At 62.5% G+C, this 13,462-nt stretch carries 12 protein-coding genes and 1 other RNA gene; 2 read left to right on the top strand and 11 right to left on the bottom strand.

All coding sequences use genetic code 11. The annotated features are described in order from the left end of the window. The 4 genes from A7D17_RS08805 to A7D17_RS08785 all read right to left on the bottom strand — a co-directional run. A partial coding sequence (locus tag A7D17_RS08805; protein ID WP_064508731.1) for an AHH domain-containing protein occupies positions 1 to 3,971 on the bottom strand: 3,971 nt, incomplete at its 3' end. A 31-nt stretch (positions 3,972 to 4,002) separates the two neighbouring features. After that, the gene (locus A7D17_RS08800) at positions 4,003 to 4,644 is read right to left on the bottom strand and encodes a DUF1629 domain-containing protein (protein ID WP_064508716.1); all 642 of its coding nucleotides are present in this window, start codon (positions 4,642 to 4,644) and stop codon (positions 4,003 to 4,005) included. A 540-nt stretch (positions 4,645 to 5,184) separates the two neighbouring features. Further along, positions 5,185 to 6,096, bottom strand: a complete 912-nt coding sequence (locus A7D17_RS22715) for a hypothetical protein (RefSeq protein ID WP_082861817.1) — start codon at positions 6,094 to 6,096, stop codon at positions 5,185 to 5,187. A gap of 245 nt (positions 6,097 to 6,341) precedes the next feature. Further along, positions 6,342 to 7,574 carry a tyrosine-type recombinase/integrase gene (locus tag A7D17_RS08785; protein ID WP_005990061.1) on the bottom strand — a complete coding sequence of 411 codons (1,233 nt, stop codon included), beginning with the start codon at positions 7,572 to 7,574 and terminating at the stop codon, positions 6,342 to 6,344. A 262-nt stretch (positions 7,575 to 7,836) separates the two neighbouring features. Between A7D17_RS08785 and ffs the strand changes: the two genes are divergently transcribed. Next, an RNA gene (gene ffs, locus A7D17_RS08780) (signal recognition particle sRNA small type) lies at positions 7,837 to 7,933 on the top strand. Positions 7,934 to 8,110: 177 nt separating this feature from the next. Here ffs and A7D17_RS08775 read toward each other — a convergent pair. Genes A7D17_RS08775 through A7D17_RS08745 form a run of 7 tightly spaced genes read right to left on the bottom strand, consistent with a single transcriptional unit; the run spans position 8,111 to position 12,221 of the window. Further along, positions 8,111 to 8,554 carry a molybdenum cofactor biosynthesis protein MoaE gene (locus A7D17_RS08775; RefSeq protein WP_064508713.1) on the bottom strand — a complete coding sequence of 148 codons (444 nt, stop codon included), beginning with the start codon at positions 8,552 to 8,554 and terminating at the stop codon, positions 8,111 to 8,113. Beyond that, positions 8,551 to 8,796 carry a molybdopterin converting factor subunit 1 gene (gene moaD, locus A7D17_RS08770; protein WP_064508712.1) on the bottom strand — a complete coding sequence of 82 codons (246 nt, stop codon included), beginning with the start codon at positions 8,794 to 8,796 and terminating at the stop codon, positions 8,551 to 8,553. Before moaD ends, A7D17_RS08775 begins: the two co-directional genes overlap by 4 nt. Then, positions 8,793 to 9,290, bottom strand: coding sequence for a cyclic pyranopterin monophosphate synthase MoaC (gene moaC, locus A7D17_RS08765; RefSeq protein WP_064508711.1), 498 nt, complete (start codon positions 9,288 to 9,290; stop codon positions 8,793 to 8,795). Before moaC ends, moaD begins: the two co-directional genes overlap by 4 nt. Before the next feature lie 24 nt (positions 9,291 to 9,314). Continuing rightward, on the bottom strand, positions 9,315 to 9,695 hold the full coding sequence (locus A7D17_RS08760) for a nuclear transport factor 2 family protein (RefSeq protein ID WP_064508710.1): 381 nt from the start codon (positions 9,693 to 9,695) through the stop codon (positions 9,315 to 9,317). Further along, positions 9,692 to 10,723, bottom strand: coding sequence for a GTP 3',8-cyclase MoaA (gene moaA / locus A7D17_RS08755; RefSeq protein WP_064508709.1), 1,032 nt, complete (start codon positions 10,721 to 10,723; stop codon positions 9,692 to 9,694). The genes A7D17_RS08760 and moaA overlap by 4 nt, the downstream gene beginning before the upstream one ends. Continuing rightward, positions 10,723 to 11,472 (bottom strand): MBL fold metallo-hydrolase, encoded by a 750-nt coding sequence (locus tag A7D17_RS08750; protein ID WP_064508708.1) that lies wholly within the window; start codon positions 11,470 to 11,472, stop codon positions 10,723 to 10,725. The genes moaA and A7D17_RS08750 overlap by 1 nt, the downstream gene beginning before the upstream one ends. After that, complete coding sequence (locus A7D17_RS08745; protein WP_064508707.1) at positions 11,472 to 12,221, bottom strand: 3-deoxy-D-manno-octulosonic acid kinase; 750 nt, start codon at positions 12,219 to 12,221, stop codon at positions 11,472 to 11,474. Before A7D17_RS08745 ends, A7D17_RS08750 begins: the two co-directional genes overlap by 1 nt. A gap of 20 nt (positions 12,222 to 12,241) precedes the next feature. On the opposite strand from A7D17_RS08745, the gene A7D17_RS08740 reads away from it, so the two are divergent. Then, positions 12,242 to 13,309, top strand: coding sequence for a glycosyltransferase family 9 protein (locus A7D17_RS08740; protein ID WP_064508706.1), 1,068 nt, complete (start codon positions 12,242 to 12,244; stop codon positions 13,307 to 13,309). The last annotated feature ends 153 nt before the right edge of the window (positions 13,310 to 13,462 follow it).

The following is a 13,462-nucleotide window of genomic DNA, read 5'->3' as shown; positions in this document are numbered from 1 at the left end:
CCCCCACCGCCGTCACCACCTCCCCCGCCGTCCCCTTGGGGACCGCTCTGCATCGGCCCCTTGGCGAACTCCGGCAAGGTCATCACCATCACCGGCCCGCGGCTGGTGTTGATCTCCGCTGAGACATCCATTCCCAACGCCTGGCGTGTAGCGACGTGCTTCTGGGCCTCCTGCTGGGCCTGCGCTTCCAGGAACTCGTTGCCTCTTTTGATCAGTGCCTGCGTCGCTGCGCTGTTGGCCACCCGATTTAAGGCCTGCTCGATCGCCAGCTCGTTCTTGCTGTCGAGCGCGTAGAGGACCTCGTCCACGTCCGGGTCACCCGTGATGGATTTCCGCTCAGCTTTCAACGAGTCGTTTGGCGCATCCCCTCCCGCTGGACCGGTGGAGCGCTGAGCTAGAGGTGGAAAGGCATCGGTTTGCTCAGCAGCTTCACTGGGCGAGCGGCGACCTGGTTGGTGTGCGCTGAATGCATCAATGTTTCCACTTTCCTGGTCTCGCGCGCCGTCGCGAACGAAGGGATAGGGTTCTCCGCGCTCGCGATACTCCCTCCATTCCTTGTGGAAGCGTTCATCTTCCCGATCCGCCGCCTCAATCTCCTGCTGCAGTTGACGCAACGAGCGCATGGTCTCTTCCAAGAACAGGGCTCCGCCCGGATCTGCGACGTTGCATTCCTGCGCCGGGGTCGATTGGGCCAGCTGGCTTTCCGCGCCTGCTGGCTCCGTGGGAAAGCGATTCTCTACGCTATCTGCCAGCGATTGCCCGTATGTTTGCGCGAGAGTTGTTGGGGCCAGCAAAGCCGCCCCATGCTTAGCGAGCGAAACATCTGAGGCACGGGGCTGCTCTGTCTCCTCATGTCGCGCAGAAGTGGAAGACCCCGCGGACTGCGATGCAATCATCGGTTCTTCTGAAGCAGACGTTGTTGGGGTCATGACGCGAACCCGCTCCGCACCCTGCTCACGCGCCACGTCTTGCTGACGAACCGACGCTTGCTCCATCTCTCCTTGCTGCGGTTGCGCCTGGTGATGCAGTGCTGGCGGCACCACATTGGCCTCTGCGCTTTGCGGAAGGTGGCTGCGAGATTCTGAACTCTCGGATGAAGCCACTTGAAGACGCGTGGCGGCGCGATTCTCCACCGCCTGCATTTCCAGCGCGCGCTCCACTCCTTGTGCTTGTCCCGGCTGCGCATCGCCTGGACCGGGCGTTTGCTTCAGTGGGTCAGGTGTGTTGTGAGCCAGGTAGTCGCCCGCCTGTCGGTTCTGGACCTCTGGCTGCTGACGCGCATCCTCCTGCTGTAACTCAGCACGCGTCGTTTGTTGAGCCAGCGCGGCATCTGGAGCACGCGTCTGAGTGTCCGGTTGCTGCGAGGCTTGCTGGCGTTGGTCCTGCTGCTGCGCTTTCCGAGACTGACCTTCCTGAACCTCAACTCGTTGGGCCTCTTGAGCCTGGCGGTCTTGCTGTTCCCGCTGCCGGTTGTCCTCGGCTTGGCGTTCCTGCGCCTGACGTTGCTGGGCATCCCTTCCCTCACGCTCCTGGAGCTGGCGCTGTTGGCTGGTTTGCGTTTGGCGCTCCTGCACCTGGCGCTCTTCCTGTTCGCGTTGCTGCTCCGCTTGGCGTTGACCTTCCAGCATCGCGTGCGCCTGGATGGCCTGCTCGCTCGGCGACTGATCTTCGCGCTCTGGCTGTGCCTGCTGGAGGTGCTCGCGCACCAGTGCGGCATGCTGCTCCTGTGCAAGGCGATCTTGCTGTTCGCGCTCTTGCCGCGCCTGTGCCGCAACAGATGCCTGCATGCGCGCCTGAATGTCGAGCACCTGATGCGGATTGGAAGAGTCAGACGTAGAGCTGTCTGTCTCCCCCGTCACTTCGGGTGCCCGTGCAAGGGTTGGCGACTCTCGTCGACTACCTTGCGCCTCACTCAACGCCTTCCGGATGTCGTCGCTGCTGGTGACAGCTACCACGCGAGTGACCCCATCGCTGCCGCGCTGGAGGTGTGCGATGGGGCTGTCATAGCCGTATTGCCCGGACTCGTTGCGCTGCAACTGCTGCATCGTCGGCCCGGTGATGCCGTTGGCGTCAATGGTTCGCTGCGAAGCCAGCGCCACGGCCTGCTGGGTCTGCGGGTTGACGTTCAAATCAACGCCGGCAGCCCGGTAGCGGTGCAGCAGCTCGTTCTGCTCCATCTGCGCCGCCGTAGGCGCGGGAAGCGCCTCAATCGCCGCCAGGGTTTCCTGAGCGCGCTCCAGCGAGGCCTGGCGCATCTGGTTGGTGAGCTCCAGCTCCGCCGCCAGGTTGCCGGTCGCCAGCCCTTCCTTTCCAAGCCACTGCCCAGCCTCGTTGCGGTGGTAGGCCTGACCATCGTGGCCTTGAACCCGGTCCGGCTTGGCCTGGGCAGCTTGCACCGCCGCCGGCACTTCCACTCCATAGTCGCCGGCGCGCTGCGCGGCGTGGTTTTCCAGGTAAGCGGCGGCAATGGCTTCGCGCCCCGTGGCGATGTTGCTCTCGATGCGTGCCAACGCCTCCTGGTTGAGTTGCTGCACGCGTTCCGGGGGCGCGAGTTGGAGGGCGTAGCTGCCAATCTCATCGGTGCCGGACGCGGTGGTCCTGACCTGGCGCTCCCAAGTCTGACGCTCGGGATTGCGCTCCCAATTCGGGTTGTCCAATCCCACTTGGTCGCTTGCCCGTGCGGGGAGGTTGAACGGGTTCTGGGGCTGCGGTGCTTTGCCCAACGCCAGCTCCACCGCCTTCGCGTTGGCCAGGGCACCCAGCTCCTGCGATTTCTCATAGCTTGCAACCACGGGCTGCTCGCCCGACGTGCGGCGGCCATCCTGGGCGAGGTCAATGCCGGCTTCGCGCTGGAAGTTGCGACCGTTGAAATTCCACTCCACGTCCTCTTTGTCGGTCTGGTGGTAGATGGCGCGGTTGTCCAGCAAATCGGCGCCTTTGTCGAACGCCTTGCTCATCAACAGCGCGTCGCCCACCACCAACGCCGCAGGCACGAAGCCGCTGCCACCAATCGCGGCGGCGGTAGACGCGCCACCGGCCCAGCCGCCGACATTGCGCGCCAAAGCATGGGTGACCTCGGACTGCGCGGCAGTGGCATTGCCTTGTTCCAGCAACTCGGCCGAGCGGCGTGCTGCCAAAACCGCATCTGCGCCAGTCGCCAGCAAGCCACCCGAACGCACCAGGGTTCTGGCCGAGGCATTGCCGAGCAACACTTCCATGGACGCGGCACCGCTTTGACCGCGAGGAACTCGCAAAGGTCTGGCGGCTTCCTCGCCCAAGGTGTTCTCCACTACAGCCACGCCACCGGGTGACATGGTCAAGCGGCCATTGTGGTAAGCGTCGGCGATGGCCTGGGATAGCCCATGGCGCTGGAGATCGAGGTTGCCGCCAGCCAGCAGCGGCTGTCCAGCGCTGTGAAAGTGCTGCAACGTGGAAACGATACGGCCTTCGTTGTGTGTCACTCCGCCCCATTGGCGTGCATTGGCACTGGCCTGAGCGTGTGCATCCAGCTGCGTTGCGTTCTGGGCCGCGTAGCTGTCCGGGCCACCGAAGAATGCCCGAGTGAGAGCTCGAGTTTGGTCTATCGTTTGCCCCAGCGCTTTGTTGGTGCGCAAGTCGCCATTGATGAGCGCAACCTGCACGGTGTCGCTCAATCGTTGGACCTTAAGCGCGACTCGATCTAAGGCATCAGGATCCGGCTTTTGGAGCAATATCGCCTGCCCATCTTTCGTAGATGCCAAATCTTCAAGGGCATCTTTCATACCAAGAGAATATTCTTTGATATGGCGTCCTGTATGTGGCGTAACCCCAATGGCACGGGCAAGGGCTTTGTCGTTTGGCAAATTAATCAGATTAGTGGCCGCATCCTTATTTAACCGGCCGTTGTCGACAAGCACCTGTAATAAAGGATCAATCTCAAACGACTTCTGATCGACACCGTGATGCTGCTGAAAGAGGGGCTTGCCTGCCATGATCTAGGGTCCGTCCTTGTCAGCTGATGGATCAGATATCCGATGCGTCAATGAAAGAGATGCCGCTGAGTTCTGCCTCGCCAGGTATTCCGGCTTCGTGAACAGCGTCCTTAAACGTCCGGTCACAGAACACAGATGGATTAAACGGCAACCGGAACACATGCGACTGTCCCAAGACTTCATTTCGGAAGGCAAGGCTGGCTCCGCCCCCAAACGAATAGAACTTCCCACGCACATAATCGTCATTGACCTTAATCTTAAGCCTCGACAATCTTTCATCCAAAGCATCCATCTCTCGAACAACGTCGCATAAGAAACGACGCGGGCCCTTGATGCCATCGGCCAAACGGTAGTCCACCTCAGTGAATGCGAAGGCATTTGGATCGACCGAGCACATGACATCATGGAGTTGCTCAGACACCAACCAATAGCCGCCGAAGCCTGGCTCCAGATCACGAGGCTCGGGACCTGCACTGGGGTCATAGGTCATCTGCGGTTGCTCGAGCATCGAGGGGAACCCGCCTTCTTGCGGACGCAGGATCACACACGGTGGCGAAAGCAGCTGGCGGAGATTGTTGAACCTAACTCCGCAGCGCGGCCTGTTGCTCTCCATGTCCGACACGAACATATAGAAGGCACCCGGCGTTGGCTGATTAGGTCTTGTTGATTGCATACGTTTCGCCTCATCTTTGATGCAGTGATCTCAACTTCCGTCAACAGCTTAACTCCTCCACCTTCCCGCAACAGGTCGCGGAGCATCAGGCAACTGCCCACCTTGCCGCAAGGCCGACGTTCTGCAGGCCACCGATGGTCCGTTAGCCCAGCAACCTTGATGCCCAAAAGACCGAAGTCTCACTGCAGGCGCTCGGTGCCCCTCCGATCGGCTTGGCTCAGTTACAGATTGCCCCAAGCCTGCGTTGGTTAGAAACGGCTGGACATCCCTTCCTTGTGAGTATTTCAGCTCAGCAGTTCCGACGGGAAGACCGCAGCGTGAACTGTAAGCGCGTGGAGCGCTGTCCCGCGAGCAGCAGTTGCAGGCCCGGCGCCGCAAGCGCAAAAATTTACCGATGGCGAGTTTCAGCCGCTGCTGCGGCCAGCCAGGTGTGGTCGCATGTAGGTGGCTCAAATAAACGAGCCTCACGGGAATGCCTGGGCGATTCATGGATACATGTATGTTGACGTGGGTGTCCGTTATCCACCTTCCGACTTGGTATCATGATCGGTCGCTGCGGATATGCCTAAATTCGCTTTTGTGCTTGTTTCGCTTGTACTTTTCACCTGTAATGAAGTAAACCAACGACTGCACCTGGTCGCTGTCTTCCCGGTCAAAAAAGCCAAGCCCAACCAAGAGATCCACCAACTTCTCCCGATCGCCCCCAAGAGCTGGGTCCTTTCTACCACTCCAACGACAGGCGGCGTAAAGGAGTTTTCTGAGATTTTGATTGATGAAACCCTGATCGAGGAATTTATCAGCAGGAACCTCTACGGTCTCTTCGGGAGGGTCAATCTCCCCAAGGCCGTCGGACGAATACTTGTGCTTCGGCTTTGAAAGCATAGCCGCAAAATTATGCCGCCCGTCGTTGAAAGGTTTGGGATTTTTATTGTACCCGGCATTCAACTTTCGAAATTCTGCTGCAAGCGATGGCACATCGATCTCACTGCGTGTCTTGTCTCGATTTCGACTGGCTCTGCGGAGAATCTCATAGACTAATGGCGACGAGTCCTTCAGTCCATAAGGATCATCCGGTACATCTTCACAGACTGCCAGAGACACGTCCTTAGCAGGCAACCTACTTTTCAAAGCGTCACCGAGTGCCAGCGCATCAATAAAAACATCCTTGAAACTGACACCGTGAAGAATGTACGAATACTGGCTTCTGATGCGATTCAATACCTTCACGACCGTAGGAGCGCCAGAGCTGGCATCAAACTGTGTTGGCACCTTGTCGGCGATGGACCCCTCAGTGGGCAGGAGACCACCTAGAAAACCCTTCCGATATTTAAACTCGATTGAAGGAATGCCATCGTGGGTCGACGCGGACTCCAGACCTCCCGCGTTGAATTGGCGCAAAACGACGGGGGGATACTCAAGAAGCTCGCGCAACTGAGGTGTATCGAGCTGCATGTAACGTATCTGGTCCTGATTGCCATGAGGTCGTGCATGGCCTTGGGTGGATTGCCGGTTTCCCCAAAGCTGGTACCCAGGAGGAAAAGGGTCAGTGGGGATAAGGCTGATCCGGAATCCCTTCGGGACCTTTACATAAAACCTGTCGTACCCAGCTCGAAGGAGCCTGTGAATGAACTCAACAGGGTCGTTCCCATCAAGTACACTGACTAAGGACCGGACTCGAATGTGTGGCGATCCCGGAGTCATGCGGGTGATATCCTCTTCCTGATCTTGGTCGCACGTGGGTGAATGAAGTCGGCCCAGGCCTGCATCATCGGACGACGTTGCTCCAAGAGATCTGTACGGTGGTAGGCCGCCTCTACCTTGTCCTTCACCGTGTGCGCCAATGCCCGCTCTGCGAGGTCACGCGCATACCCTTGCTCGCTGCACCAGTCGCGAAAGCTCGAGCGGAACCCGTGGGCGGTCGCAATTCGCCCAGCCGTGTCGCTCGGTGCATCCGTCCTACGCAGAAGTGCTGTTAGCGTCATATCTGACATGACGGAACGAGCCTGTACAGATGGAAAGACAAGCTCGTCGTGATGGCCGTTCTGGCGCTTTAGCAGTTCGAGAGACTGTTCCGACAACGGAACTCGATGATGTTGCTTGGACTTCATACGAACAGCCGGGATCGTCCATAGCTTCTCGTGAAAGTTAACTTCCGCCCAGGTCATCCCACGCACCTCGCCAGAACGACTAGCGTTCAGAATGAGGAATAGCAAGGCATTTCTCGTGACTTCGTACTCGCCCGCTCCAGCAAGCTCTGCACTGACGAAGGATGGGATCTTCGCCCAAGGCATTGCTGGTTGATGCTCCTGTCTGACTGCTTTTCCTGGTTGTAGCGGGAGCAGGTGTGTTACGACATCGACAGGGTTGACTTGGTTAAATCCGTGCGCCCAACCCCAGGCCATTACCGCGTGTAGACGTTGCTTTACGCGACTTGCTGTCTCTGCTTTGTCGAGCCAGATGGGACGGAGGACATCTGCAATGTGTCGGGGCTGCAATTGATCGATGGGATGGGACCCGACCTGCGGGAACGCGTACTCGGTCAACGTATTGAGCCATTGTTGTGCGTGCTTGGGATTCTTCCACCCGGGCTTCAGTTCTCCGTGTAGCTGCACTGCTGCTTCCTGGAAGGTTGGTGTTTTCGGCTTGGCGCGGTCAGTTGCCTTGGACTCCAAAGGATCCTGCCCACCGGCGATCTGCTCGCGCATTTCACGGGCCAGCTTACCCGCCAAAGCTATCCCCACCTCGGGATAGGCCCCTAGGCCGGCATTGCGTCGCTTGCCCGTGATAGGGCTTACGTAGCGCAGTACCCATTTTCCCTGCCCCTTCTGTGACGGCGAGGGATGCAGGGTCAGACCAGTTATGCCTCCGTGCGGGACAGCCTGACCACCCGGGCTCATGCTGCGAGCCTTAGCATCTGTGATCAAAGCCATGCCCTTCCTCGATCTCTTGTTTCCGGTATGCCATCCAGTATGCCATCCTATGTTCGCTGCCCTTGGGTGTCGTTGGACTTGATTGGCGTGCAGTAGTAGCTAAGCTTCTGAACTGCGTGCTAAAATTCTTTTTAGTTGAGGATGTCTGGACCGCGTTGGGTGTTCCCCAAGCAGCCCCTCTCTCCGCCAGATTCATGATGTGCGCGACCACTCGGTCGCAGCAGATCCGGGCCATGCCACTGGCCCACGTCTTATGGTGGCCCCGTCGGTCCCTCGCGACGCTAGATCGAAAATCCCGCCAGGGCCGGAAGGCAGCAACGGTATCGATTGATGCGGGCGCCGAGGTCAACCGGCGGGGACACCACCCCAATCCCCCGACTGCTCCGCAAACCACACGCGCCGTGGCGATGTGTGCGCTGTCGTCGGCGATCAAGCCGGCGATCAAGCCACCGGCAGCAGTTCAAGCCCGCCACATTGCCTGCGCTCAGGCCTGTTGAGGCCTGCGCCCACGAGGGTGCAACACCCCCATATCGACCTCATTGCGACTCGGGATGCAGCCAACCCGCATCGCCTTCGAGGTAATGCTCGTGCTTCCAGATCGGCACGCGCGCCTTGACCTCGTCGATGATGAAACGGCATGCATCGAAGGCTGCGCTGCGGTGCGCCGCACTCACGCCCACCCACACCGCCATGTCGCCGATGCGCAGCTCGCCCACGCGGTGCACGCAGTGCGCGTGCACGATGGAAAACCGTTGCATCGCCTCGTCCAGCACACGCTGGCCTTCGGCTTGCGCCAGCGAGGCGTACGCCTCGTAGCGCAGCCCGGCGACAGTGCGACCGTCATTGTGATTGCGCACCCAGCCTTCGAAGCTGGCAAAGGCACCGGCATGCGGATGTTCCATCCCGCGGCGCAGATGGTCGAGCGGCAACGGGACATCGGACAACGCAAACACTGCGGCCATCTGATCGCTCATGCTCAACCTCCCGACACCGGCGGAATGAACACCACTTCGCTGCCGTCGCGCAGCGCATCCTCCCAGCGCGCGAACGCACCATCCACGGCCACCCGCAATTGCGCTGGTGTCCAGCGCAGGCCGTGCCGCGCATCGAGCTCAGCGTACAGGCCACGCAAGCTCTGTGCATCGGACTGCACGCGCTCGTCGGCCACGCCCGCCGCCTCGCGCAGGCTGGCGAAATACAGCACCCTCACCGTCGCAGTCATTGCGTCGCTCCGATATCGCGCTTCCCGCCACGCTTGGAGACCAGCCTGGTCGGACCGATGCTCATGCTGTGCGATAACGCCTTGCACATGTCATAGACCGTCAACGCGGCCACGCTGGCACCGGTAAGCGCCTCCATTTCCACGCCGGTACGATGCACGCAACGCACCGTGCAACGGATGTCCAGCACCTGCTCGCCGGCCCAGTCGATCTCGAAACGACACGCATCGATCGGTAGCGGATGGCAGAATGGAATGAGCTCGTGCGTACGCTTGACCGCCATGGTGCCGGCAATCACTGCGGTTTCCACGATGCCGCCCTTGGCGCTGCGCAAGCCGTTGGCGCGCAGCTGTGCGGCCACGGCGGCCGGAAACCGCACGCGGCTTTCCGCGGTGGCGCTACGGGCGGTGACCACCTTGTCCGAGACATCCACCATGGTGGGAAGCCCGGCATCGTCGAGGTGGGTCAGGCGGGCGGAACGGGATTTTGCAGGCATGGGAAGCGACGCGAAGACAGGCAATCAGGATGCGGCATTCTCGGTGAACGGGGTGCCTTGATGGAACAGCAACTGCCATCGGTCAGCATTCCTGCGCCACAACGAGCTGCGCAATGCCTCCCGCTCGACACCCTGACGGCGACCCATCGACCGATAGCGCAACTGCGCAAGATCCGATGCGAGCCGCACGCACTCAAAGCCATCGGCGGGGTAGTCGTCAGCAACACCGGGGGCGCGCAAGGCCGCTATCACCTCGCTGCGCGTGTACCGACGGCCCGACGCACCGAATTCGACTAACGCCGGATCGAGCAGCGCTTCCAACGCCTGCACATCGGCCCGCAGCTGCGGATCGAGCAGACGCAGTCCCAACATGCGCAGCTGAGCCAGCAGCGCGTCCTCGCTCATCCGCCGATCAGGAACATCTCGACCGGCTTGCCGCGACGCGGCGCCGATGCCCGCACTTCGCTGTAGCGGTCACCGCGCAGACTCCAGCGCTGCCGCAGATGCGTCGCCAGCCCCTGCTCGCCTTCGGCCAGTGCCGGCTTGAGGTCATGGCCCTGGCTGGCGAACAGGCAGGTGTACAGATGTCCATCGGCCGACACGCGTGCACGCTGGCAATCGCCGCAGAACGGCACGCTGACCGAACTGACAAACCCCACCTCGCCGGCACCATCGGCAAACGCGTGACGCTGCGCGACCTCGCCGATGTAGTTGGCATCCAGCGCCTGCAACGGCCAGCGCGCGTGGATGCGCGCATGCAGCTGCGCCGAGCTCACCACCGCGTCCGGCGTCCAGCCGTTGCAGCTGCCCACGTCCATGAATTCAATGAAGCGCAGCACATGCCCGCTGCCCCGGAAGTGCTCCACCAGCGGCAACACCTGGTCCTCGTTGACGCCGCGCTGCACCACGCAGTTGATCTTCAGCCGCTCGAACCCGGCCCGTTCGGCCGCAGCAATGCCGCCCAATACCTGCGCGATCTCACCGCGCCCACCGCTCATGCGCCTGAACAACGCAGGGTCCAGCGCGTCCATGCTCACCGTGATCCGGCGCAGACCGGCATCACGCAACGCCTGGGCCTGCCGCGCAAGCAGGGCACCGTTGGTGGTCAGCGCCAGGTCTTCGATGCCATCGATCACCGCCAGACGCGCAATCAGGCTAGGCAGGCCACGCCGCAGCAGCGGCTCGCCGCCGGTCAGGCGCAGCTTGGTGACGCCCACAGCCACGAAGGAGCGCACCAGCGTCTCCAGCTGATCGAAACTCAGTCGCTGCTGCGCGTCCAGGCCGTAATCGTCGGGCACACGGTCGGCCGGCATGCAGTAGCCGCAACGGAAGTTGCAGGCCTCGATCACCGACAGGCGCAAATCGCGCAGTGGGCGGCCATAGCGGTCCTGCATGGGGGCACCGGCCAGCGTCGGCAGCGTCAGGGCGCCCATCAGCGCACCATGGCGGCGGTCGGGTCCGCCAGCGCCAGATGTTGCCCAGGCACGGCCACGCGATGACCACGCGCGCGCAGCACGTCGCCGTCGGCATCGCTGGCGTAGTGGTACAGCAGCATGCGGCTCAACAGGTCCTGCGGGTACTCCCGCTCCAAATCGTCCACGCCAGTATGCGACGGGTTGCCGTGAACGCCGCAGTCATGCGCAATCAGCTCGTTGTCGCACGCGTAACGCTTCAGCATCTCCGGGATGGGCCGGGTGTCTCCGGTCCATACCAGCGCGCCCTGCAGGCGCAGTCCGTAGGCGGTCTCCGGCCAATGATGGCGCACCGGAAACACCTCCAGCCGCACTCCGTCGTGCCAGAACGCATCGCCTACCGGCACCAGCTGAAACGCGTCCCAGAAGTTGGCCCCACCCTCGGCCAGCACATTCGGATAATCGGCGATGCGCCGCTGCAACAACGGGACCACTGGCGCCGGCACGTACAGGCGCGTGCGCCCACGCCGTTCGGAGAAATAACTGTCCACGAACAGCCGCTCCAGCCCGCCAACATGGTCCAGATGCACGTGGGTAATGAAGACTGCCTGCGGTAGCTGGCCGTACTGCGCCTGAAAGGCAGTGAGCCCCTCGCTCCCGCAATCGATGGTCAGCCATGGCGCACCGGCGCGCTCGAGCGTGGCCATCGGCGAACCGAGCGCCACCGCCGACGCATTGCCGACCCCTTGCACGCGCAACGCCCACTGCATCAGTAGCCCCGGCCCCAGGCCAGTTCGTAGGCGCGATGCAGGCGCTCGTAGTCCTTGTCGACATCCTCGCGGCTGCGGTTGCCGCGCAGCTTCAGCAGCGAACGATGCAGCCGCTTGAGGTTGCGCTCGCGCCAGCGCGTGGCCGGGATGCGCAGCACGCCGCGGTCGAAATCGATCAACCAGCCATGCCCCCCGGCATCGAACAGGATGTTGTGGGCGTTGAGATCGGCGTGATCCAGCCCGGCACGATGGAAGCGCGCAATCAGCTGGCCGGTGGCCTCCCACGGTGCACCGCGCCCGGCCACCTGCGCGTGATCGGCCAGCGAGCGCACGTTTTCCAGCCGCTCCATCAACAGCGCCGCGCGGTAGCCCAGGCCTTCGCGCAGATAGCAGGCCGCCAACGGACGCGGCACCGGCAACTTGCGCTTGATCAGCTCGCGCATCAGCCGGAACTCGGCAAAACTGCGCGTGCGTCCGGCGCCTTTCCACAGGTACTGATCGCGGCTCACGCGCGCCGCCATGCCGCCACGCAGGTATTGCCGCAAGACGCTGCGACCGAACGGCGCATCCACGAACCACGCCCCGCCGCGGCCGCCCTCATCGACCGGCCGCGCCCTGTCGCCCCAACGCTGCGGCGAAAACAGCCCGGCGTCAGCTTGCCGCAGCCGTTCGCGGTCGAACAGAATGGCACCATAGCCGCGGCCCTCGCGGTACGGCGTCAGCGCTTCGGTGGCGTCGAAAGAAACCATCTATCGAGTCTAACAACACCATGGCTGTAACGCCTGCATCGCTGTGCCTGCTGCGCTTGTCCGCCCTGGGCGACGTCACCCATGTGGTGCCGCTGGTGCGCACGCTGCAGGCGGGCTTCCCGCAGACGGCGCTGCACTGGATCATCGACAAGGCCGGGCTGAAGTTGCTCGACGGCCTGCCCGGCGTGCAGTTCCACGCCTACGACAAACGCAGTGGCGTGGCCGGCATGCGCGCGTTGCGCCAGCAGCTGGCGCCGCTGGGTCGCTTCGATGCCCTGCTGCAGATGCAGGTGGCGTTGCGCGCGAACGTGCTCTCGGCCTTCGTGCCGGCGCGCCGACGCATCGGCTACGACCGCAGCCGCTCCAAGGACCTGCACGGCCTGTTCGTCAACGAACGCATCGCCGACCGCCCCGGCATCCACGTACTCGACGCCATCGGCAGCTTTGCCGAGCCGCTGGGCCTGCGCCAGAGCCAGGTGCGCTGGGATCTGCCAGTGCCCGAGGACGCACATGCCTGGGCGCAGGCGCAGTGGCAGGACGATGGTCGTCCGGTGCTGATGATCTCGCCCTGCTCCAGCCACACAAGGCGCAACTGGTACCCGGACCGGCATGCCGCCCTGGCCGACCATGCGGCCGCGCAGGGCTGGCGCGTCGTCCTGTGCGGCGGCCGCAGCGATCTGGAGCGCAGCACCGCCGATGCCATCATCGCCAACGCGCGCACGCCGGTGCTGGACCTGGTCGGCAAGGACACGCTCAAGCAGCTGCCCGCCCTGCTCGCCCGCGCGGATCTGGTAGTCACGCCGGATTCGGGGCCGATGCACATCGCCAATGCGATGGGCACCAAGGTGCTGGGACTGCATGCGGCCAGCAATCCGCGGCGCAGCGGCCCGTATTCGGACGTGCGCTATTGCGTGGACCGCTACGACGCGGCGGCGCGCAAGTACCTGCACACGCCGGCCGACCAGCTGCGATGGGGCACCAAGATCGAGTTCGATGACGTGATGGCGTTGATCACCGTCGAGGACGCGATCGCCGCCTTCGAACGCTACCGCGCCGACCATCCCGGCGAAGGCCAAGCGCACACATAGGCGCCAAGGCTGCGCGTCAGACAATGCCTGCGTCCTGCCACTTTGCGCACCGACACCGCGCGCACGCTGGCAATCACCCTGAAGCACAGCGGCAGGCATGCCGCCGCGCCATGCGGCAATCGGCCTCTGCTTGGATCGATCGCGCCAAACCAC

This window comes from Xanthomonas floridensis, from assembly GCF_001642575.1.
GTDB lineage: Bacteria > Pseudomonadota > Gammaproteobacteria > Xanthomonadales > Xanthomonadaceae > Xanthomonas > Xanthomonas floridensis.
The sequence above is the reverse complement of the archived record's forward strand: the minus strand, read 5'-3'. Positions and strand labels throughout refer to the sequence as shown.